A 26738-nucleotide genomic window follows, 5' to 3' on the forward strand; every position below is an offset into this window, starting at 1 on the left:
AATCTCTCGGCACTCAGTCACGGGAGAGGTTCGATGCCAAGGCACAAGGATGTGGTGTTTGTCGGGAGCGCGCTCAGGGATCTCAAGGCGTTTCCATTGGAGGCGCGGCGGGCCGCGGGTTATCAGCTGGATCTGTTGCAGCAGGGCGAGCAGCCCTATGACTGCCGATCGATGAAGACCGTGGGGCCTGGGGTATTCGAGATCAGGATCAACGAGGAATCAGGCGCGTTTCGGGTGTTTTATGTGGTGGTCCGGCTGTCGGCGATTTATGTGCTGCATGCCATGCGCAAGACCACGCGCCGTACCGAAACGCGGGATATCGAGCTGGCTCGTGCCAGATTGCAGGAGATAGGTTCACACCATGAACGAACATCAACATATTCAACGCTTCGACAGTGTCTGGGATGCCCTGGAGGATTCGCCCCAGGAGGCGGCCAATATGCGCCTGCGCTCCAAGGTGATGCTGGAACTGAGCAAGACCATCAAGACCTGGGGACTTTCGCAAAAGGCAGCGGCCCAGCGGCTCAACATCACTCAGCCACGGCTCAACGACGTGCTCAGCGGCAAGATCAACAAATTCTCCCTCGACGCGCTGGTGAACCTGTCCGACGCCGCGCAATTGGAGGTCGATATCAGTGTCGGCGCCGCTCCCACCGGGCCGCTGATTCCGGTCTGATTCACACAAGCTCCATGTGCTGCTGTTAGTCTCGCGGCTGGATTTTTCAAGATAGTTGCCCATGCTCGTGCGCCTGCTGTTTTTTTGTGGCCTGTGGCTGTCTGCCTCCTCGGCAGTCGCCATGACCATCTACAAGTCCACCGACGCCAACGGAGTGGTTTCGTACAGCGATCGAGCGACGCCGGGTGCCCAGGTATTCGTGTTCCGGGATCGCATGGTCGAACACCTGGAGCGGCAGGTGCACCTGGATATTCAGCGGCAAAAGGGCGTCGACAGTGTGTTTGTGCGCAACGAGCTGTATGCGCCGGTCGAGGTCGAGTTGAGCTTTGGCGGCTTGAGCAATGTCAGCGCGGCACCGAAAGCACCGATTCGGCGAGTGCTGCCGGCGCGCAGCAGGACGCGCCTGGCGCTGCTCACGGCGAGCCGGCTTGATCAGCCGCTGGTGTATACCCCAAGGTTCCGTTATTCCCTGGGCGACCCTTCAGGCGCGGCTCAGACCTATCGCTATCCGCTGCCATGGCGTGGAGGACCGTTTCGCCTGACCCAGGGTGCGGATGGGCAGTACAGCCACTTCGGTCCGAAAAGCCGCTACGCCATGGACATCGCCATGCCCGAGGGCACGCCGATCATTGCCGCCCGTGGCGGGGTAGTGGTGAAGACCGAGAACAGCCAGACCGGGCGCGGCAACAACCCGGCCGGCAACTTTGTCCGGGTGCTGCACGATGACGGCACCATGGGCGTGTACCTGCACTTGCAGCGTGGCTCACTGAGGGTGCGTGAAGGGCAGCGGGTGGCCGTGGGCAGCCCCCTCGGGCTGTCGGGCAATACCGGCAATAGCACGGGCCCGCACCTGCACTTCGTGGTGCAGCGCAACACCGGCTTGGGGCTGGTGTCGATTCCCTACCAGTTCAACCAGCCTGTCAGCAGCCTGCCCAACTTCGCCCTCGGCAAACCCTGAGCCCGCAACTTACCTGTAGAAATGAGGTTGCTGCCATCAGAGCGTCCGCCCCGGCCGCCCCAGCGCGAGCAAGCTCGCTCGCCACAAAAGCGCACGCAACGCATCGAGGTTCATCGCCCGGCATAAGCCCCGTGGCGAGGGAGCTTGCTCCCGCTCGGCCGCGCAGCGGCCGCAAACCCTGAGCCCGCAATTTATCAGGAGGAATTAGGTTGCTGCCATCGGGGCAGCTATACCCCGGAGCCCCGGCCACCCCAGCGCGAGCAAGCTCGCTCGCCACAAAAGCGCACGCAGCGCATCGAGGTTCATCGCCCGGCATAAGCCCCCTGTGGCGAGGGAGCTTGCTCCCGCTCGGCCGCGCAGCGGCCGCAAACCCTGAGCCCGCGATTTATCAGGAGGAATTAGGTTGCTGCCATCGGGGCAGCTGCACCCCGGAGCCCCGGCCGCCCCAGCGCGAGCAAGCTCGCTCGCCACAAAAGCGCACGCAGCGCATCGAGGTTCATCGCCCGGCATAAGCCCCCCGTGGCGAGGGAGCTTGCTCCCGCTCGGCCGCGCAGCGGCCGCAAACCCTATGCCCGCAATCTATCGGCAGGGAAGGTTTTGCAGCCATTGGAGAGGGGCGGGGGCCAAGGGGGCTATCAGTCGAGCATCAAGACCTTGGCCAGAATGATTTTCGGGCCTTTCATCTTTTTGATGATGATGCGCAGCCCTTCGACTTCCATGACTTCCTCTTCTTCCGGAACCCGTTTCAGGGTTTCGTAGACCAGGCCGGCCAAGGTTTCAGCCTCGATGTGGTCAAGGTCGATGCCCAGCAGGCGTTCGACTTTGAACAACGGCGTATCGCCGCGCACCAGCAACTTGCCCGGCTGGTAGGCGAGGATGCCGCGTTCGGCCTTGCGGTGTTCGTCCTGGATGTCGCCGACCAGCACTTCGAGCACGTCTTCCATGGTCAGGTAGCCGATGATCTTGCCGTCGGCCTCTTCCACCAGGGCGAAGTGCGAGCCGCCTTTGCGGAACTGTTCCAGCAGGTGCGACAGCGGCATGTGCCGCGATACGCGCTCCAGCGGGCGGGTCAGTTCGGCGAGGTTGAACGACTCGGGAATGTGGTCCAGGGCCGCCAATTCCAACAGCAGATCCTTGATGTGCAGCAGGCCGACGAACTCGTTGCGGTCGCTGTCGTACACCGGGTAGCGGCTGAACTTGTGGCGGCGGAACAGGGCGAGGATTTCCTTGAGTGGCGCGTTGAATTCGACGCTGATCAGGTCTTCCCGGGAGTTGGCCCAGTCCACCACTTCCAGTTCGCCCATTTCCACGGCCGAGGCCAGTACGCGCATGCCTTGGTCGCTGGGGTCCTGGCCACGGCTGGAGTGCAGGATCAGTTTCAGTTCTTCGCGGCTGTAGTGGTGTTCATGGTGCGGGCCGGGCTCGCCCTGGCCGGCGATGCGCAAGATGGTGTTGGCGCTGGCGTTGAGCAGGTAGATGGCCGGGTACATGGCCCAGTAGAACAGGTACAGCGGCACCGCCGTCCACAGCGACAGCAGCTCGGGTTTGCGAATGGCCCAGGATTTGGGCGCCAGCTCGCCGACCACGATGTGCAGGTAGGAAATCACGAAGAAGGCGGCAAAGAACGACACGCCCTTGATGATCTCCGGCGACTCGACGCCGATGGCGCCCAGCAGTGGTTCCAGAATGTGTGCGAAGGCCGGTTCACCGACCCAGCCCAGGCCCAGGGAGGCCAGGGTGATACCCAGTTGGCAGGCCGACAGATAGGCGTCGAGCTGGCTGTGTACGGTGCGCAGGATCTGTCCGCGCCAACCGTTCTTGTGGGCGATGGCCTCGACCCGGGTGGAGCGCAATTTGACCATGGCGAACTCGGCGGCAACGAAGAAGCCGTTGAGCAGAACCAGGATCAGAGCAAAAAGAATCATGCCGAAGTCGGCGAAGAGTGTCGCGAGGGTAAAACCAGGGGATGGGTCCATGATGGAGTTTTGCGGGTTCCGTGTAGGCGAAAAAAGAAGGAAATGCGGTGCCTGAAAGGCAGGCACAAGTGCGCCAATGTAGCGGCTGACAGGACGATTGCCTAGTGGCGAGTCGCTGTCAGCGCTGGCCGGTCAGGGCGTGGGGGCGGTTTTCTTGACCTGGGTGGGGGCGAAATGGCAGGTGAACGTGCTGCCGTGACCCAGCACGCTGCTGATCTCCAGGCGCGCACGGTGGCGCAGCAGCACGTGCTTGACGATGGCCAGGCCCAGGCCGGTGCCGCCGGTATTGGAGTTGCGGCTGGAGTCCACGCGGTAGAAGCGCTCGGTCAGGCGCGGCAGGTGTTTGCTGTCGATGCCGATGCCCGAATCCTGCACGCTCAGGTGCGCGCCTTGCTCATCACCCCACCAGCGAATGCGGATATTGCCTTCGGCCGGGGTGTATTTCACCGCGTTGAACACCAGGTTGGAGAACGCGCTGCGCAGTTCCGCCTCGCTGCCCTTGAGCTGGATCCTGGCATCCGCTTCCAGGCTGATGCCCTGGTTGCGCTCGCCGGACAGGGCCTGGGCGTCGCTCTTGATCGAATGCAGCAAGGTATCGATCGCCACCGGCTGGTTGTCCGAGGGGTAGTCGGTGGCTTCCAGCTTGGCCAGCAACAGCAGGTCGTTGAGCAGGGTCTGCATACGCCCGCCTTGCTGCTGCATCTGCTGCAGGGCACGGCTCCAGCGCGGGTTCACTTCTTCGACGTTGTCGAGCAGGGTTTCCAGGTAGCCGCAGATCACCGTCAACGGCGTGCGCAGCTCATGGGAGACGTTGGCGATGAAGTCTTTGCGCATCTGCTCCAGCTGATGAATGCGGGTGACATCGCGCACCAGCATCAGGTGTTCGTTGTTGCCGTAGCGGGTGATGTAGAGCTGGATACGCAGGCGGTCGTTGATCGGCGAGGGGATTTCCAGCGGCTCGGCGTAGTTGTCCTGCTCGAAGTACTCCTTGAAGCGCGGGTGGCGCACCAGGTTGGTCACCGGCTGGCCGCTGTCTTGCGGGGTCTTGAGGCCCAGCAGGGTTTCCGCGGCGCGGTTCCACCATTCCAGGTTGCCGTCGCTGTCGAGCATGATCACCGCGTCCTTCAGGGCGGCGGTGGACTCCTGGACCCGGTCGATCACCGCTTGCAGGCGCCCGCGCACCCGTTGGTCGCGGCGTTGCAGGTGGTAGATGCTGTCGAACACTTCACCCCACAGGCCGTAGCCATCGGGCGGTGCCTGGTCAGGCTGGTGCAGGCGCAGCCATTCGTGCAGGCGCAGCAGTTGCTTGAGGGTCCAGGCCAGGTAGATCGCCAGGCCGATGGCCATGCTCCAGCCGTAATAACCGCTGATCAGGCCGACCAGCAGGCAGCCGGTGATCAGAAGCAGCATGTGGCGAATCAGGGTGCCATGCCAGTTTTGGTTCACGTAGGGGACAGCTCCAAGTTGCAAGCTACAAGTTCAGAAGCGGTCAACTTGCCGCTTGCAGCTCATAGCTTGGCGCTGATGTCATGCCTTGGTTGAAAAGCGATAGCCGGTGCCGCGCACGGTTTGTACCAGGTTCTCGTAGGCTTCACCCAGCGCTTTGCGCAGGCGTCGAATGTGCACGTCGACGGTGCGTTCTTCAACATAGACATTGCCACCCCAGACCTGGTCCAGCAGCTGGCCACGGGTATAGGCGCGTTCCTGGTGGGTCATGAAAAATTGCAGCAGGCGGTATTCGGTCGGGCCCATTTCGGCGGGGGTGCCGTCGATGGTCACGCGGTGGCTGATCGGGTCGAGCCGCAGGCCGCCGACTTCAATCGGCGCTTCACCATCGGTCGGGCCCGCGCGGCGCAGCACGGCCTTGAGGCGCGCCACCAGCTCGCGAGGTGAAAACGGCTTGGTGATGTAGTCGTCGGCGCCGACTTCCAGGCCCTGGATCTTGTTGTCCTCTTCGCCCTTGGCGGTGAGCATGATGATCGGGATATCCCCGGTCAGCTCGTCGCGCTTGAGGCGCCGCGCCAGTTCGATGCCCGAAGTGCCGGGCAGCATCCAGTCGAGCAGGATCAGGTCGGGCTTGCGGTCGACGATAATGGCGTGGGCCTGCTGGGAGTTTTCAGCCTCCAGGCAGTCATAGCCGGCCATTTCCAACGCAACGGCGATCATTTCGCGAATAGGCGCTTCGTCGTCAACGATCAGAATGCTTCTGCCAACCATGCTTGAACCTCTTGTCATTTAACTGTCTTGCGCCGCATTAGATAACGGAATTATTGCAGTCGTGTGACAGTATTTTAGGCCGACGGCGGCCCGCGCATTCATGAACTAAGCTTTGAGTCCGAATCCTGACAACCACAAGAGAAGGTTTCCATGACTCAACTGACGCAATCCTGGAAGGCCCTGCTGGTCGCTGCTGCCCTGGCGCTGCCGACACTGGCTTTCGCCGCCGACCCCGCCATGAGCAAAGACGGGATGATGGTCGACCACAAAGGCATGACCCTCTACACCTTTGCCAAGGACGCGGGTGGCAAGTCCATGTGCAACGACAAATGCGCCGGCAATTGGCCGCCGTTGATGGCCGAAGGCAGCGACAAGGCCATGGGCAAGTGGACCACGGTCAAGCGCGATGACGGCACCATGCAGTGGGCCTACGATGGCAAGCCGCTGTACACCTTTGTCATGGACAAAAAGGCCGGCGACATGACCGGCGAAGGCAAAATGGACGGCGCCTGGAAGGTGGCCAAACCCTAACCCCCTCTGTGCCCATGCCGGCCCGCGCAGCCTCGCGGGCTCGGCAGCGGCTACAGGTGTAGCCGCTGCGGCACGCTGCGCTGGCCATCAGCGGCACCGCATTCTTCCAGGTGTAGTCCCGCTCGTGTCAGCGCAAGCCGTAATCGGCAACGATCCCCAGGAAAATCGCCAACCCCGCCCAATGGTTATGCAGGAAGGCCCGGAAGCATTTCAACCGGTCCTTGTCGCGGGTGTACCAGAACTCCCAGACAAAGCACCCGGCCGCCACCAGCAGCCCGAGGTGGAACCAGCCCCCCAGATCGAACCGCGCGCCCGCCAGCAGCAGGCAGCCCAGGGCCAGGCCCTGCAGGCTGAGGATGATCACCCGGTCCGCTTCGCCAAACAGGATGGCGGTGGATTTCACCCCGATCCGCAGGTCGTCGTCGCGGTCGGTCATGGCGTAATAAGTGTCGTAGCCCACGGTCCATAGCAGGTTGGCGATATACAGCAGCCAGGCGCTGGCCGGCAGCTCGCCAGTCTCGGCGGTGAAGGCCATGGGAATGCCCCAGGAAAACGCCGCGCCCAGCACCACCTGCGGGTAGTAGGTGTAACGCTTCATGAACGGGTAGCTGGCCGCCAGCGCCAATCCGCCCAGGGACAGCCAGATGGTGGTGGCGTTGGTGCACAGCACCAGCAGGAAGCTGATAAACATCAGCACCGCGAAGAACACCAAGGCCTCTTTGGAGCTGATCTTGCCGCTCACCAGCGGCCGTTGCTCGGTGCGTTTGACGTGGCCGTCGACCTTGCGGTCGGCCCAGTCATTGATCACGCAGCCACCCGCCCGGGTCAGGGTCACACCGAGTACGAAAATCACGATATTGGCCAGGGATGGCGCGCCCTTGCCGGCAATCCACAGGGCCCAGAGGGTGGGCCAGAGCAGCAGGTAGATGCCGATCGGCTTGTCCATACGGGTCAGTTGAATAAAGTCCCAGGCCCGCGGGTTGAGGCGATTCAGGGATTTGAGCAGGCTCTGGTACATCAGCAGTTCTCCGGGTGGGCGCGTACCGCGTCCCACAGGGTCGGCAAAAAGATTTCCGCTACCAGCACACTCAGCGTGCCGCGGTCGAAGCGCGAGCGGCGGCCCCAGAGCGCGTCGGCCTGGACCTCGGCGGGCAGCCATTGGCGCGGGTAATGGCAGACCTCAATGGCGCGGCGCTGGAATGCCTGGTCGCAGAACAGCAATTCACCCAGGGAACGGCTGCCCAGTTCGTCAATATTCAGCCCGCCATTCTCCAGGGCCGTGCGTGCGGCAACGCTGCGGGCGAATACCCAGGCCTCGCCATGGCCGCGCAGGTACACCTCGCGCACCCAGCCCTGGCTGTCTGCGGGCAGGTCCAGGGCTGCACACTCGTCGGCGCGCAGGGGCTGCCAGCCTTCCACCAGCGGGGTCACGCTGAAGCCGTTGTCCGACAGCCGGGTCAGGCGCCGGGTCAGCGACCCTTGATCGAACAGCCAATCGACAATCTGCGCATCGGGGAGGGGCGACAACTGGCTGTGTGGCAGCCAGGCCGGGGTCGGAACGGGGGGATTAGAGTGCGGCACAGTGAGTCATTATTGGCAGCAAATGAGGCGCCGAGCTTAACATGTCGTCCGCGAACTTTGATTGATCGGGGTGGCTTGGCGCTGCGAACATGCTTGCATCTGCGCTGAGCGATCAGTACAAAACGCCCTGAGCCGGACGGCAATCAGAGTCGATCCATCGACCGCCGCGCCGGCAACGCCTGAGAACCTGAGGAAATGCGTACATGAAAAAGTGGCAATGTGTGGTCTGCGGCCTGATCTATAACGAAGCCGATGGCTGGCCCGACGACGGTATCTTGCCCGGTACCCGCTGGGAAGATGTGCCGCAGGACTGGCTGTGCCCGGACTGTGGCGTGGGCAAAATGGATTTCGAGATGATCGAAATCGGTTAATGGCGATTTTTTGATCAATTGCATAACAAGGAGAAAGGGATGAGCGCACCTGTCGTGATCGTTGGCACCGGGCTTGCGGGTTACAACCTGGCCCGGGAGTTTCGCAAACTCGACGGCGAAACACCGCTGTTGCTGATTACGGCGGATGACGGTCGCTCCTACTCCAAGCCGATGCTGTCCACCGGCTTCGGCAAAAACAAGGACGCCGACGGCCTGAGCATGGCCGAGCCGGGCGCCATGGCCGAGCAGCTCAAGGCCGAGGTGCGCACCCATACCCGCATCAGCGGCATCGACCCGGGCCACAAGCGCCTGTGGATCGGTGAGGAAGCGGTGGCGTATCGCGACCTGATCCTGGCCTGCGGCGCGCAAACCGTGCGCGTGCCGGTGGAGGGCGACGCGTCCGAGCTGATCTTCCCGATCAACGACCTGGAAGACTACGCACGCTTCCGGGCTGCCGCCGCCGGCAAGCGCCGGGTGCTGTTGCTGGGGGCCGGGCTGATCGGCTGTGAATTCGCCAATGATCTGATCCTCGGCGGCTATGAAGTCGAGTTGGTGGCGCCGTGCGAGCAAGTGATGCCGACCCTGTTGCACCCGGCCGCCGCTGCAGCGGTGCAGGCCGGGCTTGAAAGCCTGGGCGCTCGCTTCCACCTGGGGCCGGTGCTCAACCGCCTGCAGCGCAGCGAGGACGGCCTGCAAGCGCACCTCTCCGACGGCCAGGTGATCGCCTGCGACCTGGTGGTCTCGGCCATCGGCCTGCGTCCGCGCACCGATCTGGCTGCGGCTGCCGGGTTGGTGGTCGGCCGCGGCATTGCCGTCGATCGGCAGCTGAAAACCTCCCACGCCAATATCTACGCCCTGGGCGACTGCGCCGAGGTCGATGGCCTCAACCTGCTGTACGTGATGCCGCTGATGAGCTGCGCCCGCGCCCTGGCCCAGACCCTGGCCGGCAACCCGACGACCGTCGGCTACGGGCCGATGCCGATCACCGTGAAAACCCCGGTCTGCCCGCTGGTGGTCTCGCCGCCACCTCGCGGCCGCGAAGGGGTGTGGAGCGCTGAAGGGCAGGGCGCCGACATCAAGGTGCTGTGCCGCGATGCCAGCGGCCAGCTGCTGGGCTACGCCCTGACCGGCGCCGCGGTGATGGAGAAACTGGCCCTGAACAAAGAGCTTCCGCCGTTGCTGGCATAAATAGCGGTCGTTCTGTCGGAATAACCCCGATTTTGCCCCTACAAAGGTCGTGGGGAGACTGGCGCCACTCTCAAGTGCGTGCCATCCTCACACCCGTCTGCCGCAGAGTAGAGCCTGCGGCGCCTTGGGCGCTGTTCCGGAAGAACAGCACGGACATAACAACAAAAAACCGTCAAAGAGGCTTCACTATGCGTAAACCAGAACTCGCCGCCGCCATCGCTGAAAAAGCGGATCTGACCAAAGAGCAGGCCAACCGCGTACTCAACGCCGTTCTCGAAGAAATCACCGGTGCCCTGCATCGCAAAGACAGCGTGACCCTGGTTGGTTTTGGCACCTTCCTGCAGCGCCACCGTGGCGCCCGTACCGGCAAGAACCCGCAAACCGGCGAGCCGGTAAAAATCAAGGCCAGCAACACCGTTGCCTTCAAGCCAGGCAAGTCCCTCAAGGACAGCGTCAACCCTTAAGCACTGCACGCCCCGAAGCGGGGGAGAGCAGTACAAAAAATGAGCACGCCGAACCGTACGGGTGCTCATTTTTTTATGCCTGCGTATTTGCCGATGGCGTCACTGAAAGCGTCTTGCGCATGGCTTTGGGCATGGCTAGCATGCGCACTGCTTTACTTGCGAACAAAGGCCAAGGATGACCCGCTCGACACCTTTCCCGCTCCCGATCCCCCCACAAGTACCCTCAGCTGCCATGGGCCGTGCCTGGCGGATGGTGTGCGGGTGCGTCCTCGGGTTGAGCATGAACTCGGCCTTCGCCGTGGCCGAGCCAGGGTCGGCGCTGACGCAAGTGGGCTATCGCGAAGCCCTGAAGTGGTTCAACAGCCAGAAGTACGACAGCCCGGGGATCTGGCTGTGCGGTTATTCGCTGGCACGCCCCGACTACAGCGTTGCGCCCAAGGCCCCACGGCTGCTGGTAGAGATCGACGAACACTTCCTCTACCTCAAGACCGGCGGCCAACTGGTGGAGTTGACCAGTGGCGCCCAGAGCAACAACCGGGTCGAGTACCAGAACGCCTCGGCAGACATGCGTGTGACCCTGAACATCCTCAAGCGCAACAACTTCAGCGAGTACCAGGAGTCCCACGACCGCCAGGTCGAGGCCCGCATCGAAATCGCCGGACAAGTCGAAACTCTCAAGCTCAAGGGGCAATCATGCGGAACCTGAATCTGGCCATCCTCGCCCTGCTGGGCAGCCTGGGGGCGATGCCGGCCCTGGCCGATGAGGCAACAGGCGTCGCCAGCTGCTACGGCTACCTCACCGAAATGGTCAGGAGCAGCAACTACCCCTACCGCGACTTCACCACCCCGGACAAACTCAAGCTGCTGATCGACACCGACAAGGGCGACGAACTGTCGCTCCAGCTGTTCTACGACACGTCCGGCAGCGGCATCATCGGCTGGGTCAAATACGAGGTGGAACAGCAGAAGCTGTGGAACATCACCATCGACCCCGAAGAGCCCGAGGCCCTCACGTTCGACAAGCAATGGGCCACCCGCTACGCGGCGTGCATTCAGAGCTAGGCGGCCGAGCAGGCATGGCATTGATCCCAAGCGGCCTCGTTGCTTGAGCGACAGACAGTGCTTTGCTCTCTACCTTTCTCTCAGAAATCGAGGAAGTCATCGTTCTCGTTGTAATAGTTCAAGCCTTTGATCGCATCTTTCGTGTCTATTTGCGGGCGCTGTTCCACCGCCAGTTCCAGAACGCTCACAAAGTGTTCGCCGTAGTAGATCAGTTGTAATTTATTGTTCAGCACAAAATCGGGATAGAGATCTTCACCTTTGCTGCCTTCAGAAGGGTAGCGATCAATGAATACTTCCAGCTCGGGGCTCAACTGCGATACGAACTTGCGCGCGTAAACGCAAAAACGTTCGTCGCATTGATCGCTGCCGTGTTCGGCCTTGATCTTGTTCAGCAGACTTTCGACCAGTTGTTCGACTGTCATGCTCTGTTCGGTGTTCAGGTTATTGATCAGCATCTTTTTGCTCCTGTCTTGCCGTTGAGTTGTCCGTGTCTACCCGCAGGGCCACCGCCCCATATATCTCGACCACCTTTGCCAGTCGGATGATAAAGACCGTGATTTTTTCGGTGGTCTCTGTAGTCCACCAACACCAGGCGATTGACTTTTTCATGGTGGTGCCAGGTCAGCATTTTTGATGGGCTGCTCCCCATATCTCCGTTTTTAATCCAATCGCCCAAACCTGGATACCGCGCGTGCATGGTTTTTTTAAAGGATGGGTCGGAGTTGAGTTGCTTGATGAACTCCTTGTTGGCTTGCCTGAACTGGACCGCGTCACTGGCGTAGCGATTGTCTGGGCTGATGCTGTGGTCGAAAAATATCTTGTATTTCCCGTTGTTCGGGCGGGTTGCCCAGCCAAGTGGGTCGAGCCAGCCGACAGGGTTCGGCCCATAGCTGTAAAGGTTCAGCCCTCCCGCCAGGCCGATTGGGTCGGGGGTGGTATAACGCCCGATATCAGGGTCGTAGAAGCGAAAGGTGTTGTAGTGCAGGCCGGTTTCGCGATCCAGATACTGGCCCTGGAACCTTAAGTTCTGTTCCTCGATGAAGTAGGGCTCGCGCAACTCCTTTCGGCTCTGGCCCCACGCGAGGTACTGCGCCTGCCAGGCTAAGGAGCCGTCGGCTTCGGTGAGTTGTTCGGGCAACCCGTTCAGGTCGTTATGGTAGTAGCGCACGACCTGCTGTTCGTCCCGGCCATCGACACGTGCCAGGAGCTCATAGCCATCCTCGACATAAATGTAGAGGCTGCACTGACTGTGCCGTTGCTCCTGAAGTAGGCGGAGCCCGTCCCAGGTGAAGCGAGTCTGGCCCAGTACCTGCCCGTGGCTGTCATATTCGGTCTTGGCAATACGACGCCCTATCGGGTCGTAGGACATGCGTACCTGGGTCTGGCTGATACCGTCGTCGTTACGGACCTCCACCAGCCGATGCTCGGCGTCATAGCTGAAGTATTGAACCCGCCGGCTACCGCTGCGTTTTTCCACCATGCGGCCGAATCCGTCGTAGCGATATCGCTTGTCTTGATACGTCAGCAGACGGTTATGGCGCACCAGCCCGCCTCTCTGGGTGGAGTCGAGCAGGTTGGCGGCGGCGTCGTAAGCATAGGTTTCGCTGTGCTGGGTGTCCTGGCAGGTCATGAGTCTGCCACTGGCGTCATAACCCAGCTGTTGCAGTTGGTCTTGTTGCTCGTTGATACGCCGGCGCTGGGTGAGATTGTCGGTGGCGTCGAACCAGTACTGTTTCTCCGCCAAGGCCGGTAGCTGCCAGCTCTGTTCAAGCATGCGGCGTTGCCGTGAGCGAATATGCCCGCAGCGGTCGTAGTCGGTACGGGTTGCCAAACGGCCCTGAGTCCGCTGCAACTCCCGGTGCAGTCGATCACGCTCGAAATCGCTGATCACCTGGCCATCAAGATTGATTTGATGCAGGTGCCCGCTGCCGTAGTACAACTGGTTCAGCCAGCGACCATCGGGCAACCGGCTCTGCAAAAGGTTGCCCAACTCATCGTAATGATGGCGCAGAGAGCCTGCTGCGCTTTGCTCCTCCTGCACACGACCGAAGGCGTCATAGTCGAATTTCAGGTGCTGTTGTTCACCATCAACGCCGAAGAAACTGATTGCCGTGAGCTGGCCGTTGGCGTCATAGCAATATTGGGTCTCGCCGTCCTCGGTGGTCTTGCGCAGCATTCGACCCAAGGCATCGTTATCCATCAGGAGTTTGATGGGCTTTACGGGTGCACCTTGCGCACTGGGTAAGTCCTCGATGGCGATGATGTTGTCCATGGCATCGTAGCTGTAGCGTGTCGCGCTCTGGTCAAGGCTCTGCTGGACTATCAGTCGATCGCCCGCATCCCAGCTGAAGCTGTAGCTTTCGCCGTTCTCGTTGGTCAGTTGGTGAATACGTCCATAGGTGTCATAGGTAAAGTTCACGCTACGGTTGTAGGCATCGCTACGCTGGCGAACCAGGCCACGCAGGTCGCGTATGTAATTGACGGTGTTGCCCGAACTGTCGGTAAAGGCCGTGACCTGTCCCGAGGCGTTGCGCTGCAGTTGTTCAGTCCTTCCATCCGGTAGCTGGTACTGCAACAGCCGACCTTGAGGGTCGTGTAGATAGATCAGTGGCTCGCCTTCGGCGTTGATCATTTTTTGCAGGTTGCCAAAGGCGTCGTATTCGTAACGCGTCGAGTAGCCGGAACAGTCCACCTCTTCGGTCAGCAGATTCCATTCGTTCCACCTCAGAGTGCGGCTCTTATCCAATGGATCGACTATTTTGACGGGCTGTCCGAAATCGCTATAGCTGTAGCGTGTGCGATGACCTAGGGGGTCGATGCTTTCTATGCGATTGCCCCGGCTATCGTAGCGATAATGCCAGCTATTGCCGTTCGGATCGGTTTCCATGATTGGTAGTGACCAATGCTCCAACCACAGAGTGCTGCTCATATGACCCAGGGGGTCGACGGTCTTGCTTAGATTGCCGGACTCGTCGTAGCTGAGGCGCCACAGTCCACCGAGCGGATCGGTGGCGCCGAGCAATTGGCGCTGATCGTTCCATTCGAATTGCCAGCTCTGCCCCAGATTGTTGGTGTAGCGCGTGATCTGGTACTGAGCGTTCCACTCACGGCGGCTGACCCGTTGCAGACCATCAGTGATCTGGGTGACCCCGGCCGCTAGGTCGTACTCGAAAGCGTATTGCTCTCCCGTATCTGTCCAGTGCCGGGTGACTCGCCACTCTTCGCCATCGGGCCCTTGCAGGGCTGACCATTGGTAAAAGCAGCGCAGTCCCGAGGGTAACTGGTGTTCGATCATTCGCCGGCCTTCGTCATAGCAGAAGCGCCGTTGAGTCTGGCCTTGGGTATCGGTGACGCTACTCAAGTCACCGTTAGTGTCGTAGCTGTAGCTGACTAGCACATCGCAGCGCCCGGCAAAATGTCGCGGGTTCAGGTAGCGGCGCTCGACGCTGGCAACTCGGTTCGGATGGATGGTGTCGTAGGCCAGTTCCAGATGCATCAGGTCATGGGTATCGCGCAAGCGTGCTAGGCGCCCAAGGTCGTCATAGTCGAGGTAGATGCGTCCATCGTTGCGGTTGCCCAGTTGTACCAGGCGCAGTCGCGAGGCATTCAAAGGGTGGGGTGCAAACAGGCGGTAGACTCCGTCGGCACTTTCGATCAGCACGGCGCCTTCGGCGCTGCGACGTACTGCCAATCCTTCGCCGGGGCTGAAGGCCCCACCCGCCAGCGGGACATAACCGATATGCAGCTGTCGGCCCTGTTCGTCGGTGTAAAGCAGTTCCTGGTCTAGGTTAATGTCGACACTGACCTCGTACGGCAGGCTCCAGCCCGCGCCCAGCAAACCATCGCGGCGAGTGTCGAGGCTGCTGTAAAAGCGCTGCCATTCAATCAGCAATAACCCAGGTACGACAAAGTCCAGCTCTTCCTCTCCGCCGAGAATCTTGGCGCCGGTGGCGCTATGCACCGGGTTGGGTGAACCATTGCTGCCTTCCTTGTAGGCCGATACAACTTTGCTGGTTCCCCAGGCCGTCGCCGCGCCGACCATCGTGCTGACGACCAAACACGGCAACTTGCTCCAAAACCCACGCATATTGCCTCGCAGCATCAGCAGCGCGGTAATTGCCAGGCCCACTCCGGGGGTTTTTCCGCTGCGGATTTCGCGGACCACGATAGTCTCGCCGCCGATGCGCACATCGGGGGAGATTAGGCCTTCAGCGCTGCCAATCTTGGCATCACAGGTGCTGCGGTCGCCGCTGCGGGCAGCCGGTTGGCCGTTGATAAAGACCGAGCTTGAGCCTTCTGCGAGGAACTGTTCGGGCATAGGGGGGTGTTTGTTGCAGGCCACCGTATCCAGCAGGCAGGGCTCGGTTCCAGGCGCGGGTGTGGCGACTGTGGGGCGCCACATTTGCGAGAAGAAGTTCTGTGCCATATCCAAAAAGCTGGCAGCAGGTGGTTCGCTGGGCGGCACAGGCACGGCCATCATCTTCCCCGCGGCGCGTGCTGCAGGCTTGTCGTTGATGAAGACGTTTTCCGAACCGCTGGTGATAAAGGCATCGATCACCGGCGGAAAGACCCAGTTGGCAGCGCTTTCGCACCAACTGGATATCTTGACGTCGGCTCCCGTGAGCCCTGCTGTGATACCCACGATGGCACCGACTGCGAGGCCCAGTGCCACGCAGCCGACGCCAGCAGTGCCGATGGTTATGCCGGTGGCAACCGCTATCAGGGCGGTCGCGGCAATGCAGCCGACATAGGTAATCGCGGCATAGGCTGCCACCTCAAGCACGCCGCCGAGGATATCGGCCATGACCGAGGTGTGAAGCAACGCATCGCCTTCGCGAGCAGCCCAGAGATCGTCACTCATGGATCAGGCTCGACTCAAGGCGTGACGTGAAGGGTGAGGGTGTTCTTGATGAGTGCCCAGTGTACGGCCTCAGCTGCGCCCAGCGGCTGAGTCTTGACATAACTCAAGGCCATCATTCTCCGGGTGCCAGGAATCAGCAAGGCCAGTTGGTACTGGTAGATATGCTCATTACCCTTGCTAAAGCGATTTTGTACTTCGATGGCATCAATGTCCTGGGCGGTCCCAACTTTGACGGCCTGGGCCGGCGAGTAGCGCAGATCCTTGACTTGTTGTTCGAGCTTTTTCAGTTGTCCGTCGAAGTTGCTTTGCAAGGTTTCGCCATCTGCCAGTGGGCTGCGACTGATGATCAGTGAGGTACCCAGGCTGGCGAACTTGAGGATGTTGATCGAGGCGTCCTGCAAACCCTCATCGGGCAAGGTGAACTGGGCTTCATTGATCAGGTAATTCATAACTGGAAATTCCGTTATTAATCGGCGTTGGTTTTGCCCGGAAATCTGGACTCGACGGCGGACTTGATGCTGTCTTGCACACCTTGGGCGCCAGGCGAGGTGCCTTTGTCACTGCCCAGGTTGATATCGAGCTTGCCTTTTGTCTGAATCTTGCTGCTGCCGGAGGAAAAGAGATTGAACGAGCCGCAGGTCAGGTTCACGTCACCACCGGCCTTGAGCTCAAGCACGCTGTCGCCACAGACCAGGCGTATGCTCTCGCCGGCCTCGATGGTGTACCGGGTGGCGGCACTGTCGGATTTGGCGCCGCCCACCAGCAGGGTGTCGTTTTCTCGTACCACCCGCAGACGATTGGAGCCGATGGTTACCGTCTCGTTATGTCCAATGCTCTTGTTCCGGTCATGCCCCACCGAATGGCTTTCATCGACCTCGACCACGATGTCCTGGTTGCGCTCGGCGTGGATGTACAGCTGCTCCAGGCCCTTTTTGTCTTCCATGCGGATTTCGTTGAAGTTGGCCGGGGAGCCGCCTTTGCTCGAGCGGCTTTTCATGCCGCTCTGGGTGGCGTTGGCGGGCAGGTCGTAGGGCACGCTCTGCTCGGCGTTGTACACGCGGCCGGTGATGATCGGGCGGTCGGGGTCGCCTTCGAGGAAGCTGACGATGACTTCCTGGCCGATCCGCGGGATCTGCATCGAGCCCCAGTTCTTGCCGGCCCAGGCCTGGGAGACGCGGATCCAGCAGGAGCTGTTTTCGTTGGACTGGTCGTGGCGGTCCCAGTAGAAGTGCACCTTGACCCGGCCGAACTGGTCGGTCCAGATTTCCTCGCCGCTGGGGCCGACCACGATGGCGGTCTGCGGGCCTTTGACGACGGGCCGGTGGGTGTCGGCCAGGGGTCGGAAGCTTTGCTGGGCGTCGATGCAGGTCAGGCCGCTTTCGAACTGCGCGCCGCCGCCACCGCCGCCCGACTCCAAGCTTTCCTGGACGATGTAGTAGCGCGCGCCGACGATCAGGTATTCGCGGTTCTGGTCCTGGCGACTGAAGCCGCTGAGGCTGAACAGGTGGCCGGCGCCGAGGCCGCGGGCGTTGCCGCTGAGTTCGACCCGTTCGTGCAGGCTTTGCAGGGCCTCGATGCGGGTGCGCGCGTAGTGTTCGCCGTCCTGGCTCTGGACGTAGGTCCCGGGGTAGTCGTACAGCGGGTAGTCGCCGGCGGTGTGCGGGCGCGGCATGGCCGAGCGCACGTCGATCCGCGCGCTGGGGCGCTGGAAGTCGTAGTCGTTGAGCTCCAGGGAGCCGGGCTGGACTTCCTGCGCCAGGTGCCAGTCGAAGATGTGGTCGCGCTCGCGCTGCTGTTCGTCGCGCGGGTAGTAGGGCACCGAGTCATAGCCGGGCACGGTGCTGTGAGCGCCGTAGGCATCAGCCAGGACCAGCACGTGGCGGTCTTTTTCATGGCGGAAGAAGTAGTAGATGCCTTCCTGTTCCATCAGCCGGCTGACGAAGTCGAAGCTGTTTTCCCGGTACTGGACGCAGTATTCCCACTCGCGATAAGGCTGGCTGAGGGCGTCTTCGAAGTCGGAGAAACCCAGGTCGCGAAACACCTGCTTGATGATCTGCGGGATGCTCAGGTTCTGGAAAATCCGGCAGTCGGAGGTGCGGCTCAACAGCCACAGCCAGGGGCGCAGGGTCACCTGGTAGCTGGCGAACTGGCCCAGGTCGACATTCTGGCTGCACCGGGAAACGATGCCGTGGAAGTGCCGCTCGCCACCGTCGCTCAGTTGCAGGCTCAGGCTCATGGGCTTGCCCAGGAGCTGGTTGAGGTCGATGGCGGCGTCGTTCGAGGTCAGTTGCAGCTCGTAGTCGAACAGGCGCCCCAGCTCCTCGCCGCCGCCCATGTTTTTCAGCAGCAGAACATCCGGCCCCAAGGGGCTGCTGATCTGTGCCAGCCGTGTGGATTGCGTGAATAACATGGTTTATCTCGTTAGAGGCAATTGATCTGTAGCCGCTACCGCGAGGCTCGGGCCCCGTTCGGCGGCGGCTACAGTCCGTAGCAACATCCCCTTGCGCTCAAACCCCAACGTCACTGAACGCGTAGTGCAATTCGTTGTTGCGCTGGCTGATGCGCACCCCGGCCATTGGCTTGCCTTCGAGCATGCGCGTCAGGAACTCGCGGCTCATGTCCGGCAGCAGGCTGTTGGTGAGGATGGTGTCGATCATCCGTCCGCCGCTTTCGGTCTCGCTGCAGCGCGAGACGATCAGGTCGACCACTTCGTCGTCGAAGTCGAAGGCGACTTTGTGGGTGTTCTCCACGCGCTTCTTGATCCGCCCCAGTTGCAGGCGGGTGATGGCCTTGAGCATGTCGTCGCTGAGCGGGTAGTACGGAATGGTCACCAGGCGCCCGAGCAGGGCCGGGGGGAAGATTTCCAGCAGCGGCTGGCGCAGGGCCTTGGCGATTTCCTCGGGCTCGGGGACGTTCTGCGGGTCCTTGCAGACTTGCGCGATCAGCTCGGTGCCGGCGTTGGTGGTGAGCAGGATCAGGGTGTTCTTGAAGTCGATCACCCGGCCTTCACCGTCCTCCATCACGCCCTTGTCGAATACCTGGAAGAAGATCTCGTGCACGTCCGGGTGGGCTTTTTCCACCTCGTCCAGCAGCACCACGCTGTAGGGTTTGCGCCGTACCGCTTCGGTCAGCACGCCGCCTTCGCCATAGCCCACATAGCCCGGCGGGGCACCCTTGAGGGTGGACACGGTATGGGCTTCCTGGAACTCGCTCATGTTGATGGTGATGACGTTCTGCTCGCCGCCGTACATGGCTTCGGCCAGGGCCAGGGCGGTTTCGGTCTTGCCCACGCCGGAGGTGCCGGCCAGCATGAACACGCCAATCGGCTTGCTCGGGTTGTCGAGGCCGGCGCGGGAGGTCTGGATGCGCTTGGCGATCATCTGCAGGGCATGGTCCTGGCCGATGATGCGTTTCTTCAGGTGCTGGTCGAGGTTGAGCACCGTCTCCAGTTCGTTGCGCGCCATGCGCCCGACCGGGATCCCGGTCCAGTCGGCCACCACCGAGGCCACGGCCTGGTAGTCCACGGTTGGCAGGATCAGCGGGGTTTCACCTTGCAAGGCGCTGAGGCGCTGTTGCAGGTCGACCAGTTTTTCACGCAGGGCGTGGCTGTCTTCGCTGCCGTCATCGCTGTCCACCACGCCGGCGCGTTCACGCAGGGTGGCGCGGGTCGCCAGCAATTCGTCGACCAGGGTTTTCTCTTCGGCCCAGCGGCTTTCCAGCTCGGCCAGGCGCTCGCGTTCGGCGCTCAGCAGGCCCTCGCTGTTGCTTTGCCGGGTGCCGATGTTGACCCCGATCGCGTGTTCGCGGGCGATGATCTGCAACTCGGTTTCCAGGGCTTCGATCCGGCGGCGGCTGTCGTCCACCTCGGCCGGCACCGCGTGCAGGCTGATGGCGACGCGGGCGCAGGCGGTGTCCAGCAGGCTCACGGATTTGTCGGGCAACTGGCGCGCCGGAATGTAGCGGTGCGAGAGTTTGACCGAGGCCTCCAGGGCTTCGTCGAGGATCTGCACCTGGTGGTGCTGCTCCATGGTCGAGGCCACGCCACGCATCATCAGCAGCGCCTTGTCTTCCGACGGCTCGGCCACTTGCACCACTTGGAAGCGGCGGGTCAGGGCCGGGTCTTTCTCGATGTGTTTCTTGTACTCGGCCCAGGTCGTGGCGGCCACGGTGCGCAGGGTGCCACGGGCCAGGGCCGGCTTGAGCAGGTTGGCCGCGTCACCGGTGCCGGCGGCGCCACCGGCACCGACCAGGGTGTGGGCTTCGTCGATAAACAGAATGATCGGCTTGGGCGAGGCCTGGACGTCTTCGATGACCTGGCGCAGGCGCTGTTCGAATTCGCCCTTCATGCTGGCGCCGGCTTGCAGCAGGCCGACGTCCAGGCTGCGCAGTTCGACGTCCTTGAGTGCCGGCGGCACATCGCCGGCGACGATGCGCAGGGCAAAGCCTTCGACCACGGCGGTTTTGCCGACACCGGCTTCACCGGTGAGGATCGGGTTGTTCTGCCGCCGGCGCATGAGGATGTCCACCAATTGGCGGATCTCTTCATCACGGCCGACGATCGGGTCCAGTTTGCCGCTGCGGGCCTGCTCGGTGAGGTCGACGGTAAAGCGCTTGAGCGCTTCCTGCTTGCCCAGGGCACTGGGGGCCATGGCGCCGCTGGCTTCGCCGGGCACGGCGCCGGCATTGAAGCCGTCGCTGGCGCTGAGGGCGTTTTCCGGCGAATCGCCGATGTATTCGTCAAAGCGCTCGCTCAGGGCTTCGACCTTGATCTTGTCGAACTCTTTGGACAGCCCCAGCAGCGCGTTGCGCAGGCTTGGGGTCTTGAGGATGCCGATCACCAGATAGCCGGTGCGCACCTGGCTTTCGCCGAACATCAGGCTGCCGTAGACCCAGCCGCGCTCGACCGCTTCTTCGACGTGGGACGAGAGGTCGGTGATCGAGGTCGAGCCGCGCGGCAGGCGGTCCAGGGCTTCAGTCAGGTCGCGGGCCAGGCGCGCCGGCTCCAGGTTGAACTGACGGACGATGCGGTGCAGGTCCGAGTCCTGCAATTGCAGCAATTGGTGAAACCAGTGGGCCAGCTCCACATAGGGGTTGCCCCGCAGTTTGCAGAAGACGGTGGCGGCTTCGATGGCTTTGTAGGCGACGCTGTTGAGTTTGCCGAACAGCGCTGCGCGACTGATTTCACCCATGCTCTGTGCTCCTTGATGTGCGTGAGGTAGTGGCCAGTTCGGCGTAGTGCCGGGCCAGAATTAAGTCATCGGCGTCTTTGCCGGGTTGGCCGAGCCAGGTGTTGAAACCCAGGCGGAAGCGACCGTTGAGTTGCAGCGCGGGCACCTGCGCCTGCTCCAGGACCAGGTTCAGGTCCCAGTCCAGTTCGTGCCCCAGGTACTCGGCGACCCAGGCCACCAGTTCCTTGAATTGCTGGCCGTCGGGGAGCATGCCCATGTAGGCGTCCAGGGACAGCGGCCCGAGGCGGATGCGGAATTTGTGCTGGCGATCCCAGACGTGGCTGCCCAGGCAGAAATCCACCCCCAGCTGATTCGCGCTGACCCCGACCCGGCTGCGCTCGGGCAGCTCCAGCCACTGGCCGACGTATTCCTCGATCTGCACCGGCAGCCCGAAATACTCGCCGATGATCGCCCGCAGGCCGTCGGGGTAACGGGTCTGGGCCGCGAGGTGGCCGCTGTAGTGCAGCTTGGCGGTGTCCGGGATCAGCCCCTGCTTGAGCAGGCTCGGCATGCCGCGCCCGCTGAGGGCGGCCAGGCGCGCCGACCAGTAATCGTCGTCCGGACGGTCGTGGCTGACGGTTGGCCGGGCCTCGGCCCAGGCCCGGTAGAACAGGCTCAGCAGGCGGTGGTGGAACACATCCAGAAAGCGCTTGCTGGTGCTGTCGGCGTTGTTGCGCTGGCGCTCGCGCACGTATTCGGTGATGTGCAGCGGCAACGGGCCGTTGGGGCCGCCGAGGCCGAAGAAGAACTGCTCCAGGCGCGCCGGGGCGCCGTCGCCGCCAGGTTCTACCGACGCCAGGGTGGACGGGGCGAAGCTGCAGTCGGCCTGCTGGCCAAGGCGCAGCGGGTCGTCCGCCAGGCGCAGGGAATGGCCGAAGCGCGGCAACTGCGGCGACAGACACTCGATACGCCGCAGCGCCTGGAAGAAATCATATTCCCAGGGCTCGGCGTGCATCGCCGTCAGCGTATTCAAAGAGTCGGACGGCGTCCGGGCTTGGCTTTCCATCGCATGATCTCGCCGCGTTCGGTGGTACGTAGCACCGTCTCGGTAAAACTGTTGATCGACACGTAACGTGCCAGGAAGCGCTCGAATACCGCGCCGAGGAGAAACACCCCGGTGCCACGGAACGCGTTTTCATCGAATTCGAGGGTGATCTCCAGGCCCCGGCCAAACACGATCGGCCCGGGCATCGGCAGGCGCCGGGTCACGGCCTTGCTGCTGACTTCACGCAGACCTTCGATCTGCAATTGCAGGGCGGCGTCATTGCTGTCGCCGTACAGGCGCAGCAGTTCGCGCAGGGCGGCGGCGCCCTGGCCCTGTTCGCTCAACGACAGGTAGTTCAGCGACAGCTGGCTGATCAGGCGCCAGGCCTTGCCGTCATGGGCGTGGCTGGGGCGCGGCCGGCTGGGCCCCGCCAGGCAGCGCACGGCTTGCACCGGGGCACTGTCGGCCAGGGTGAAGTCGGTCTTGCTGTTGCCCACGTTCATGAACAGCGGCAGGTCGCGGTTGGTGCACAGGGCGCTGACGCCCAGTTGCCGCAGGTCGTGGCGGTAGGGCGCCTGCTGGCTGTCCACCAGGCTGACGAAGCTTTCGCTGCCGATGTAGGTCGAGCGCGGGCCGTTGCGCCGCTGGTCGCTGGATAGCACCCGCGGTTCGCGGCGCAAGGTGTAGTAGGCCTGGTCGCGGCCGTAGCGCGACGGGTCGCGCACCGCATAGAACGGCAGGAAGGGTTGTTCCGGGCCGGTGCCGTGGCCGCTGATGGCGCTCAGGGAGTGGATCTCGAAATCCATCGGCCGGGTGCGGTCGGCGATCACGTGGTGTTCGTTGACCCGGTCCGAAAGGTGGATGCGGTCCACGCGCTTGGGGAACAGGTTGATCGCCGGAGTGCAGAAGGGCACGAACTGCGCCGCGCCGACGCTGCTTTCCAGGCTGGGGTCATGGCGCTCGAAGAGCACGATCAGCTCCAGCTCCTGGCCGCTGCAACGCTGCACGGCGCGACCCAGTTCGGCGAACTCGACGAACAGAAAGCGGTTGGGCAGGGCGAAGTATTCCTGCAACAGGCGATAACCCTGGAAGGCGCGGGGCACCACGGGCAGGGCCGCGTCGCAGTCATCGAAACCACGGGAGCGCAAGGCCCCGGCCGGCAGGCGCTCGACCCAGTTGCCCCCCGGCTGGCGGGCAAACACCGCGCAGGCATTGCCCAGCAGTTGCTCGTAGAGGCGGAACGGTTGTTCGTCATTGCCGTTGAGGTACAGCGGCAGGCTGTCCAGGGCCAGGCTGTTGAACGGCAGCTCGGCACCGGTGCGCAAGGTCAGGCGCAACCCGGCCTTGGCCTTGGGCTCGCTGGCGGCCAGGCGCCCGAGCACCGCCGAGGGGTTGCCGAAGTACTCGGCACTGGCGACCTGCAACGGCCACAACGTCACCGCGTGGGCGGTGCGGTACTCGCAGCAGGTCTGAGTGTCGCGGCCCAGGGCGGCGCGCAGAGTGGTGTCGCGCTCCAGGGTGAAGCCGCCGCTCAGGGAGCCTTCGTCCGGGTCGGCCTGCATCTGCACCACGGTCATCGACGGGGTCGGCGCCAGGTAGTGCGGGTAGGCGATTTCCAGCAGGTTGTGGGTGAAGGTCGGGTACTCGGCGTCGAGCTTCAACTGCACCCGCGCAGTCAGGTAGGCAAAGCCTTCGAGCAGGCGCTCCACATACGGATCGGCGCAGTCCATGCCCGACAGGGTCAGGCGGCTGGCGATCTTCGGGTATTCCTTGGCGAACTCCGCGGCGCTCTCGCGCACGTGGTGCAGTTCCTGGTTGTACAGCTCCAGCAGGCGCGGGTTCATGGGCGCCTCCGCTGGTCGGCCTGGACCACTCGCACATTCCCGGACTCCAGGTCCAGGTCGGTCTGCAGCAGCAGACGCAGGGGCACCGGCTGGGCCCACAGGTCGCCTTCGATTTCGAAGCTCAGGGCGTTGTGGTTCATCTCGCCAGGGGCGGTTCGCGCCCGCACGCGCAAGGTGTTGCGCAGGATGCGTGGCTCGAAGGTGGCGATGGCCTGGTGGATCAGGCTTTCCAGGGCCGCGATATCAATGCTCGACGCACTGTGCCCGGCCAGCGCCGGCAGGCCGTAGTTGATCACCGAGGTGCCGGCCGGGCTGTGCAGCGTGGCGTCGGCGTCGAGCAGGGAGGTGGTGTTGAGCAACCAGGTCAGGTCGCGCAGCACGGAATTCTTCAATTGGGTCAGGGACAGCACGCGCTTGTCGGCGCTTTCCTTGAGGTTGCCCGGTTCATCGTCGCTCAGGCGATCGAGCAAGGACGGTTGCAGGCGGTCGCGCGCGGCGATTTCGCTTACCACAGAGGCAGCTCCACGGTCGGGTTGCGAGGGCATGACGTGATGGAGACAGGCATAGCCATGGGTTCAGGCACCGGAGCGGGAGAGGGGCATGGAATCAGGTTCGAAGCGAACCCTGCAGCCGCTGCCACAGGCTGCGAAGGCAACCGGTGGCAGCGCTGCAGACGGAATCAGCGCTTGGTGTTCGAGCGGATGTTCCAGCCGTACTTGATGGCGCCGCCATCTTTGCTGCCGTCGGCTTTCTGCGGCTGATACTCGACCATCACCTGGGCGAAGTTCAGGGTGATGTTTTCGGTCAGGCGATCATCGCTGCCCGAACCGCCGGTGCTCAGCGAGGTGACCAGGACTTCTTCGAGGTCGATGATCATGTACTCGACCTGGCTTTCGCCGCCGGCCTTGCGCACGGTCAGGCGCACTTTGTCGATGTGCTTGCCGCTGGAGCAGAGCATCATCAGGTTCGGCGATGCCTTGTCGACGTACTTGGTCAGCGACAGGTCCTGGATGTTGACCTTGCCTGCGCCACCGCCACCACCAACGTGCATATTGCCGGACTGCGACATGCCCCAGCTCCAGTTCAGGACGTCGATCTCGTCCTTGTGGGCCTTGTCCATGGACTCGCCCTTGATGTCACCGATCTTGATGAAAATATCAACAGCCATGTTTTCTCCCTATGTGGCACTTGCCACGATGTTGGTTCTGCTTCTGTAGCCAGAAGACTGCGTCGTTCGATCCGAGCTGCCGCCGCTGCGTCGTACCTGGGCAGCGGCGACAGGTTATTGCGGTTTACGCGCCCTTGGCGGACGGCAACTTCGAGACCAGGCGCAACGACACGGTCAGCCCTTCGAGCTGGTAATGCGGGCGCAGGTAGAACTTGGAGTTGTAGTAGCCCGGGTTGCCTTCCACTTCCTCGACAATCACCTCGGCAGCCGCCAGCGGGTGCTGGGCCTTGGTGGTTTCGGTGGAGTGCGCCGGATCACCGTCGACGTAGTTCAGGATCCAGTCCTGCAACCAGCGCTGCATCTCGTCCTTCTCTTTGAAGGAGCCGATCTTGTCGCGCACGATGCACTTCAGGTAATGAGCGAAACGGCAGGTGGCGAACAGGTACGGCAGGCGCGCCGCGAGGTTGGCGTTGGCCGTGGCATCCGGGTCGTCGTATTCGGCCGGTTTCTGCAACGACTGGGCGCCGATAAAGGCCGCGAAGTCGGTGTTTTTCTTGTGCAGCAGCGGCATGAAACCGTTCTTCGCCAGTTCCGCTTCGCGGCGGTCGGAGATCGCGATCTCGGTCGGACATTTCATGTCCACGCCACCGTCATCAGTCGGGAAGGTGTGCGCCGGCAGGTTTTCAACCTCGCCACCCGACTCCACGCCGCGAATCCGCGAGCACCAGCCGAAGTGTTTGAACGAACGGTTGATGTTCACCGCCATGGCGTAGGCGGCGTTGGCCCAGGTGTACTTGGAGCTGTCGGCGCCGTCGGTGTTTTCTTCGAAGGCGAAGGCTTCCACCGGGTCGGTCTTGGCGCCGTACGGCAGGCGCGCCAGGAAGCGCGGCATGGTCAGGCCGATGTAGCGCGAATCTTCCGATTCACGCAGCGAACGCCAGCCGGCGTATTCCGGGGTGGTGAAGATCTTGGTCAGGTCGCGCGGGTTCGACAGTTCCTGCCACGAGCCCATGCCCATCACGGTCGGCGAGGCCGCGGCGATGAACGGGGAGTGCATGGCGGCGCAGACTTTCGACAGCTCGCCCAGCAGCTCGACATCCGGTGGCGACTGGTCGAAGTAGTAGTCGCCCACCAGGCAGCCGTACGGCTCGCCGCCGAACTGGCCGTATTCCTCTTCGTACATCTTCTTGAAGATCGGGCTCTGGTCCCAGGCCGTGCCCTTGAATTTCTTCAGGGTCTTGTGCAGCTCCGGCTTGGAGATGTTGAGCACGCGAATTTTCAGCTGCTCGTCGCTTTCGGTGTTGTTCACCAGGTAGTGCAGGCCACGCCAGGCGCTTTCCAGTTTCTGGAAGTCCGGGTGGTGGATCACCTGGTTGACCTGGGCGGTGAGCTTGGCGTCGATGGCGGCAATGATCGATTCGATCGACTTGATCGCATCGTTGGACACCAGGTCAGTCTGCGCCAGGGCCTGTTCGGCCAGGGTGCGGACGGCGGTTTCGACGGCTTCGCGGGCACGCTCGGTCTTGGGTTTGAATTCTTGCAGCAGCAGCGAGGCAAATTCGCTGGCCTGCTCGGTCCCGGCGGGCTGGGACTGATTGTCACGCATCGATTCGGTCATGATCGTAAGT

23 protein-coding genes and 1 pseudogene are annotated in these 26738 nt (G+C 62.4%); 9 read left to right on the forward strand and 15 right to left on the reverse strand.

Going from position 1 to position 26738, the window contains the following annotated elements; translation table 11 throughout:
* Nucleotides 1–33 precede the first annotated feature (33 nt).
* The 3 genes and pseudogenes from ACOZJV_RS18510 to ACOZJV_RS18520 all read left to right on the forward strand — a co-directional run.
* Nucleotides 34–354 (forward strand): annotated as a pseudogene (locus ACOZJV_RS18510) (type II toxin-antitoxin system RelE/ParE family toxin); the annotation flags it as partial.
* A 7-nt stretch (nt 355–361) separates the two neighbouring features.
* Nucleotides 362–676: a helix-turn-helix domain-containing protein gene (locus ACOZJV_RS18515; RefSeq protein WP_421548202.1), complete on the forward strand. Its 315-nt coding sequence runs from the start codon at nt 362–364 to the stop codon at nt 674–676.
* 61 nt (nt 677–737) lie between these two features.
* On the forward strand, nt 738–1634 hold the full coding sequence (locus ACOZJV_RS18520; protein WP_078470417.1) for a peptidoglycan DD-metalloendopeptidase family protein: 897 nt from the start codon (nt 738–740) through the stop codon (nt 1632–1634).
* A 635-nt stretch (nt 1635–2269) separates the two neighbouring features.
* Here ACOZJV_RS18520 and ACOZJV_RS18525 read toward each other — a convergent pair.
* The 3 genes from ACOZJV_RS18525 to phoB all read right to left on the reverse strand — a co-directional run bounded on the left by ACOZJV_RS18525 (nt 2270) and on the right by phoB (nt 5827).
* Nucleotides 2270–3610 (reverse strand): hemolysin family protein, encoded by a 1341-nt coding sequence (locus tag ACOZJV_RS18525; RefSeq protein WP_020298275.1) that lies wholly within the window; start codon nt 3608–3610, stop codon nt 2270–2272.
* Between the two features lie 132 nt (nt 3611–3742).
* On the reverse strand, nt 3743–5020 hold the full coding sequence (gene phoR, locus ACOZJV_RS18530; RefSeq protein WP_421548332.1) for a phosphate regulon sensor histidine kinase PhoR: 1278 nt from the start codon (nt 5018–5020) through the stop codon (nt 3743–3745).
* 117 nt (nt 5021–5137) lie between these two features.
* Nucleotides 5138–5827: a phosphate regulon transcriptional regulator PhoB gene (phoB, locus tag ACOZJV_RS18535; RefSeq protein WP_020298277.1), complete on the reverse strand. Its 690-nt coding sequence runs from the start codon at nt 5825–5827 to the stop codon at nt 5138–5140.
* Between the two features lie 150 nt (nt 5828–5977).
* Between phoB and ACOZJV_RS18540 the strand changes: the two genes are divergently transcribed.
* Nucleotides 5978–6358, forward strand: coding sequence for a hypothetical protein (locus ACOZJV_RS18540; protein WP_020298278.1), 381 nt, complete (start codon nt 5978–5980; stop codon nt 6356–6358).
* Nucleotides 6359–6485: 127 nt separating this feature from the next.
* Here ACOZJV_RS18540 and ubiA read toward each other — a convergent pair whose 3' ends face one another.
* Both ubiA and ACOZJV_RS18550 read right to left on the reverse strand, forming a co-directional pair.
* On the reverse strand, nt 6486–7376 hold the full coding sequence (ubiA, locus tag ACOZJV_RS18545) for a 4-hydroxybenzoate octaprenyltransferase (protein WP_421548203.1): 891 nt from the start codon (nt 7374–7376) through the stop codon (nt 6486–6488).
* On the reverse strand, nt 7376–7939 hold the full coding sequence (locus ACOZJV_RS18550; RefSeq protein ID WP_043229853.1) for a chorismate--pyruvate lyase family protein: 564 nt from the start codon (nt 7937–7939) through the stop codon (nt 7376–7378). The genes ubiA and ACOZJV_RS18550 overlap by 1 nt, the downstream gene beginning before the upstream one ends.
* A gap of 203 nt (nt 7940–8142) precedes the next feature.
* Between ACOZJV_RS18550 and ACOZJV_RS18555 the strand changes: the two genes are divergently transcribed.
* From ACOZJV_RS18555 to ACOZJV_RS18575, 5 genes are all read left to right on the forward strand, one after another.
* Nucleotides 8143–8310, forward strand: coding sequence for a rubredoxin (locus ACOZJV_RS18555; RefSeq protein ID WP_020298281.1), 168 nt, complete (start codon nt 8143–8145; stop codon nt 8308–8310).
* A 39-nt stretch (nt 8311–8349) separates the two neighbouring features.
* Complete coding sequence (locus tag ACOZJV_RS18560) at nt 8350–9498, forward strand: NAD(P)/FAD-dependent oxidoreductase (RefSeq protein WP_421548204.1); 1149 nt, start codon at nt 8350–8352, stop codon at nt 9496–9498.
* A 188-nt stretch (nt 9499–9686) separates the two neighbouring features.
* Nucleotides 9687–9962 carry an HU family DNA-binding protein gene (locus tag ACOZJV_RS18565; protein WP_003213368.1) on the forward strand — a complete coding sequence of 92 codons (276 nt, stop codon included), beginning with the start codon at nt 9687–9689 and terminating at the stop codon, nt 9960–9962.
* Nucleotides 9963–10242: 280 nt separating this feature from the next.
* Nucleotides 10243–10668 carry a hypothetical protein gene (locus ACOZJV_RS18570; protein ID WP_238596142.1) on the forward strand — a complete coding sequence of 142 codons (426 nt, stop codon included), beginning with the start codon at nt 10243–10245 and terminating at the stop codon, nt 10666–10668.
* On the forward strand, nt 10656–11024 hold the full coding sequence (locus ACOZJV_RS18575; RefSeq protein ID WP_078470422.1) for a hypothetical protein: 369 nt from the start codon (nt 10656–10658) through the stop codon (nt 11022–11024). Before ACOZJV_RS18570 ends, ACOZJV_RS18575 begins: the two co-directional genes overlap by 13 nt.
* 80 nt (nt 11025–11104) lie before the next feature.
* On the opposite strand, the gene ACOZJV_RS18580 is transcribed toward ACOZJV_RS18575, so the two are convergent.
* The 10 genes from ACOZJV_RS18580 to tssC form a co-directional block, all read right to left on the reverse strand.
* Nucleotides 11105–11479 (reverse strand): DUF7716 domain-containing protein, encoded by a 375-nt coding sequence (locus ACOZJV_RS18580; protein ID WP_421548205.1) that lies wholly within the window; start codon nt 11477–11479, stop codon nt 11105–11107.
* On the reverse strand, nt 11473–15885 hold the full coding sequence (locus ACOZJV_RS18585) for an RHS repeat-associated core domain-containing protein (RefSeq protein ID WP_421548206.1): 4413 nt from the start codon (nt 15883–15885) through the stop codon (nt 11473–11475). Before ACOZJV_RS18585 ends, ACOZJV_RS18580 begins: the two co-directional genes overlap by 7 nt.
* A gap of 14 nt (nt 15886–15899) precedes the next feature.
* Nucleotides 15900–16334, reverse strand: coding sequence for a DcrB-related protein (locus ACOZJV_RS18590; protein ID WP_421548207.1), 435 nt, complete (start codon nt 16332–16334; stop codon nt 15900–15902).
* Nucleotides 16335–16351: 17 nt separating this feature from the next.
* On the reverse strand, nt 16352–18295 hold the full coding sequence (locus ACOZJV_RS18595; RefSeq protein WP_421548208.1) for a type VI secretion system Vgr family protein: 1944 nt from the start codon (nt 18293–18295) through the stop codon (nt 16352–16354).
* A 97-nt stretch (nt 18296–18392) separates the two neighbouring features.
* Nucleotides 18393–21074, reverse strand: coding sequence for a type VI secretion system ATPase TssH (gene tssH / locus ACOZJV_RS18600; RefSeq protein ID WP_421548209.1), 2682 nt, complete (start codon nt 21072–21074; stop codon nt 18393–18395).
* Nucleotides 21067–22119, reverse strand: a complete 1053-nt coding sequence (tssG, locus tag ACOZJV_RS18605) for a type VI secretion system baseplate subunit TssG (RefSeq protein WP_078470428.1) — start codon at nt 22117–22119, stop codon at nt 21067–21069. The genes tssH and tssG overlap by 8 nt, the downstream gene beginning before the upstream one ends.
* Complete coding sequence (gene tssF, locus ACOZJV_RS18610) at nt 22083–23942, reverse strand: type VI secretion system baseplate subunit TssF (RefSeq protein WP_078470429.1); 1860 nt, start codon at nt 23940–23942, stop codon at nt 22083–22085. The genes tssG and tssF overlap by 37 nt, the downstream gene beginning before the upstream one ends.
* Nucleotides 23939–24454 carry a type VI secretion system baseplate subunit TssE gene (gene tssE / locus ACOZJV_RS18615; RefSeq protein WP_421548210.1) on the reverse strand — a complete coding sequence of 172 codons (516 nt, stop codon included), beginning with the start codon at nt 24452–24454 and terminating at the stop codon, nt 23939–23941. Before tssE ends, tssF begins: the two co-directional genes overlap by 4 nt.
* A 167-nt stretch (nt 24455–24621) precedes the next feature.
* Nucleotides 24622–25110 (reverse strand): Hcp family type VI secretion system effector, encoded by a 489-nt coding sequence (locus ACOZJV_RS18620; protein WP_078470431.1) that lies wholly within the window; start codon nt 25108–25110, stop codon nt 24622–24624.
* A gap of 124 nt (nt 25111–25234) precedes the next feature.
* Nucleotides 25235–26728, reverse strand: a complete 1494-nt coding sequence (gene tssC, locus ACOZJV_RS18625) for a type VI secretion system contractile sheath large subunit (protein ID WP_078470432.1) — start codon at nt 26726–26728, stop codon at nt 25235–25237.
* Nucleotides 26729–26738 lie beyond the last annotated feature (10 nt).

The organism is Pseudomonas sp. QD4 (genome assembly GCF_049199125.1).
Lineage (GTDB): Bacteria > Pseudomonadota > Gammaproteobacteria > Pseudomonadales > Pseudomonadaceae > Aquipseudomonas.